The sequence below is a fragment of the Streptomyces sp. SM1 genome (genome assembly GCF_002910825.1).
In the GTDB taxonomy this organism is placed as follows: domain Bacteria; phylum Actinomycetota; class Actinomycetes; order Streptomycetales; family Streptomycetaceae; genus Streptomyces; species Streptomyces okerensis.
This window is the reverse complement of record NZ_NEUB01000975.1, coordinates 1-3,202: the sequence shown is the minus strand read 5'-3', so window position 1 is coordinate 3,202 and position 3,202 is coordinate 1. Positions and strand designations below refer to the sequence as shown.

Sequence of the window (3,202 nt, the reverse complement as noted above, 5' to 3'; positions counted from 1 at the left end):
CCCGAGGCGGCCAAGACGGCGGCGAGATCGAGCGGATGAAAAACCACCTGGTCGAGCATGCCGAGGTGGCCGGCGAGTCCGGTGCGTACCCGGTCCGCTTCGGCGAGTGTGGCCAGCGCGACGTGGACGCGCCAGACCCCGGTCTCGGCGGCTTGGTACAGAAGGCGGGAGGCCAGGGCGTTGCCTGAGCCCAGAGCGAGCAGCGCGCTGTCGTCGAGGACTACATCGACAGGGGCGACAGGGTTCACGCGGCGCTGCCGAGCCGGCGCGTGAGCTCATCGTCCGCTGCGCGGTCCTGCTCGGGATCCGGGGCGTAGCCGGAGAGCGCGTGCAGGACTTCGAGGGTCTTCGCGACCTGCTCGTCCCGCTCGCTCTGAGTGAGGGTGTGGGTGGCGAATTCGCCGACGAGCCCCGCGATCGTTGTGTCCTTCTCGGCGGCCAGGATCGCCAGCCGGTCCCGGACACTGCTCTCCACCTTGATCGTTGTGTGTGCCATGCCTGACAGAATACATCGGGTATACCCGCCCGGGGAGGCGATTGAGGTAGCTGCTTGCGCCTCCCTCGGCCTCACCATCACAGAGCGGAACCTGGCCGAGGAGATCGATCAGGTGGTCAAGCGCACCCTCGCGTGGGGGCTGCGAGGGCGTGGGCCCGGGATGGGGAAGGGTGGGTCCGGCCATGGGATGCGGAGCGAAACTCCGTCATCAACGCGCGTCGTGTCCGGCTGTGCGCGACAATCGCTCCTCCGGGCATGGTGCCCGGTAGGCACGATGCACGGGGCGGGGCGATGTGAACCGCCCCGGGTTCGGTGGAGGCTCGGCACCAGCTGTCGCCTTGCGAGCCCGGCCTGGCAGGGCTGTCAGTCCTGCGCGGTGTGCGGCTATCGAGGCGGCAACAGCGCTCCCGGTTTGGATGGCCAGTTGGGGGATCGGACGGAGGGCGACAGCGGCCGCAGCTGCAGTCTGTGAGTTGCTGGGGCGCTGGGCAGGTGTCGCAGGGTCGGGACGGGAAACGGTCCTTGGCGAACGGTGTGTGTCGTTCCTGGGCGGAGGGCCGGAGCGTGGCTGCGGGGCCAGCCGTGGATGGGGCGGTGGTGCCGAGAGTGTTGCCATGCTTCCGCGATTCCATCGCGCGGAGTCCTTGATATGTATTTCTTCCTGAATGCCTTCAATGTAGTGTTTCACGCGCTTTACGTTAATTATCGGCGACGCCTGAGAACTGGTTCTGGATCACTTCCGTGCAGCGCTGATGGACGGTCACAGGCTCGCCCCGGTCGCCGTGCGGTCACCCGGCCCGCGTATGCCTTGGCGAACCGCACCGCGCCCGCACGTGAGTCCCGGTCGGTCGGGACCTGCCGGAAACGCTGCTGGAAGTACAACTGGGTGATCGATCTCGACATCCGGAAGTTTTTCGACAGCGTCCGGTGGGACCTCGTGATCAAGGCCGTCGAGGCGCATACCGATGCCCGCTGGGTGGTGCTGTATGTGAAGCGGTGGCTGGCCGCCGATCTGCAGCTACCTGACGGGACCTTGCAGAAGCGGGACCGGGGAACCCCACAGGGCTCATCGGTCTCACCCGTCCTGGCTAACCTCTTCATGCACTACGCGTTCGACACCTGGCTGGACAAGGAGTTCCCGTCCGTCGCGTTCGAGCGCTACGCGGATGACGCGGTGATCCACTGCGTTACCGAGTGGCAGGCCAGGCGTGTCCTGGCCGCACTCCATGAGCGGATGGAACAGGTCGGGCTGGAGCTGCACCCGGACAAGACGAAGATCGTGTACTGCAAGGACAGCAACCGGCGCGGCTCCTTCGAGCAGTTGTCGTTCACGTTCCTGGGGTTCACCTTCCAGCCTCGTTCGGCTCGTCGGAAGGACGGCGTGCAGTACACGTTGACCTTCCCCTCGTAGCGTAGAGGCCGTGACTGCAGGGGAAGTTGGGAGTCATGGCGGAGAAGAGGCGGAAGTTCGACGCGGAGTTCCGTGAGGGGGCTGTGCGTATCGTGACCGAGACAGGCAAGCCGCTCGCGCAGGTCGCGAGGGAGCTGGGGATCAACGAGACCACGTTGGCCAGCTGGGTCTCTCGCGCCCGGCGGAACGGTGCGGCTGCTGGCGGGCGGAGCGAGAGCGTCCAGGAGGAACTGGAGCGACTGCGCAGGCGCAACACCGAGCTGACCAAAGAGAACAAGGAACTGGCCATGGAGCGTGATGTCCTCAAACGCTGCATGGTCCTGTGGGTGAAGTAGCTGTGGCGGACCCGGCGGCTCTCGTCGGGGTGATCAGCGACCAGAGGACCGGGCACGGCATCCCGCACACTGTCTCCTGCCGCGCGCTCGGCGTATCCGAGGCGTGGTTCCACAAGTGGCGACGTCGCCCGGCCGAGCCGACGAAACGCGAGGTCAGACGGGCGATGCTGGAGGAGAGGATCACGTACTTCTTCCGCCGCTCGGGCGAGACCTACGGGTCACCGAGGATCACGCTGGACCTGTGGGCCGCGGGCTGGCAGGTCTCGGTGAACACGGTCGCCGAGATCATGGCCGAGCTCGGGCTCCAGGGCCGTAAACCGCCCCGCAGGCGCCGCTCGCTGACCCGGCAGGGCAAGCGCAAAGCGGCCCCTGACCTGGTGCACCGCCACTTCGACGCGGTCTCCCCAAACGTCCTATGGGTGGGCGATATGACCGAAATCGAGACCGGGGAGGGAAAGTTGTACCTGGCCACGGTCATCGACCTGTTCTCGCGCCGACTGCTCGGCTATGCGATGGGTGCGCATCACGACGCTGCCCTGGTCGCCGCGTCGCTGAAGATGGCCGCCACCACGCGCGGCGGCGATGTGGACGGCGTGATCTTCCACTCCGACCGCGGCAGCGAATACACCAGTCAGGCGTACAACGAGCTGTGTGACCGGCTGGGCGTGGTGCAGTCCATGGGGCGGGTCGGGTCGGCGCTGGACAACGCCGCCGCGGAGTCGTTCAACTCGCTGATCAAGGTCGAGTACATCCACCGGCACCAGTTCGCCACCCGGACCGAGGCCCGGCTGAAGATCGCCACCTGGATCACCGGCTTCTACAACATGCGCCGCAGACACTCCGCGGCCGGCGGGCTACCGCCGGTGGAGTTCGAACAGATCATCAGCGAAGCACGCGCCAGCCACCATCAGGAGGACCTGGCCGCATAAGGAAGGTCTCTACGCTTCCAGGGGATTGACA

4 protein-coding genes and 1 pseudogene are annotated in these 3,202 nt (G+C 66.5%); 3 read left to right on the top strand and 2 right to left on the bottom strand.

The features are described 5' to 3' along the window. Window positions 1-248 (bottom strand): annotated as a pseudogene (locus B9S61_RS34300) (hypothetical protein); the annotation flags it as partial. Beyond that, window positions 245-496 (bottom strand): hypothetical protein, encoded by a 252-nt coding sequence (locus B9S61_RS34295; protein ID WP_103545038.1) that lies wholly within the window; start codon window positions 494-496, stop codon window positions 245-247. The pseudogene B9S61_RS34300 and the gene B9S61_RS34295, both read right to left, overlap by 4 nt. Before the next feature lie 586 nt (window positions 497-1,082). On the opposite strand from B9S61_RS34295, the gene B9S61_RS43615 reads away from it, so the two are divergent. The 3 genes from B9S61_RS43615 to B9S61_RS42925 are packed head-to-tail and all read left to right on the top strand — an operon-like array spanning window position 1,083 to window position 3,171. Further along, window positions 1,083-1,907, top strand: coding sequence for a reverse transcriptase domain-containing protein (locus tag B9S61_RS43615; RefSeq protein ID WP_103545669.1), 825 nt, complete (start codon window positions 1,083-1,085; stop codon window positions 1,905-1,907). A 35-nt stretch (window positions 1,908-1,942) separates the two neighbouring features. After that, on the top strand, window positions 1,943-2,242 hold the full coding sequence (locus B9S61_RS34285) for a transposase (RefSeq protein ID WP_103543739.1): 300 nt from the start codon (window positions 1,943-1,945) through the stop codon (window positions 2,240-2,242). Continuing rightward, window positions 2,230-3,171 (top strand): IS3 family transposase, encoded by a 942-nt coding sequence (locus B9S61_RS42925; RefSeq protein ID WP_258039777.1) that lies wholly within the window; start codon window positions 2,230-2,232, stop codon window positions 3,169-3,171. The genes B9S61_RS34285 and B9S61_RS42925 overlap by 13 nt, the downstream gene beginning before the upstream one ends. Window positions 3,172-3,202: the final 31 nt, after the last annotated feature.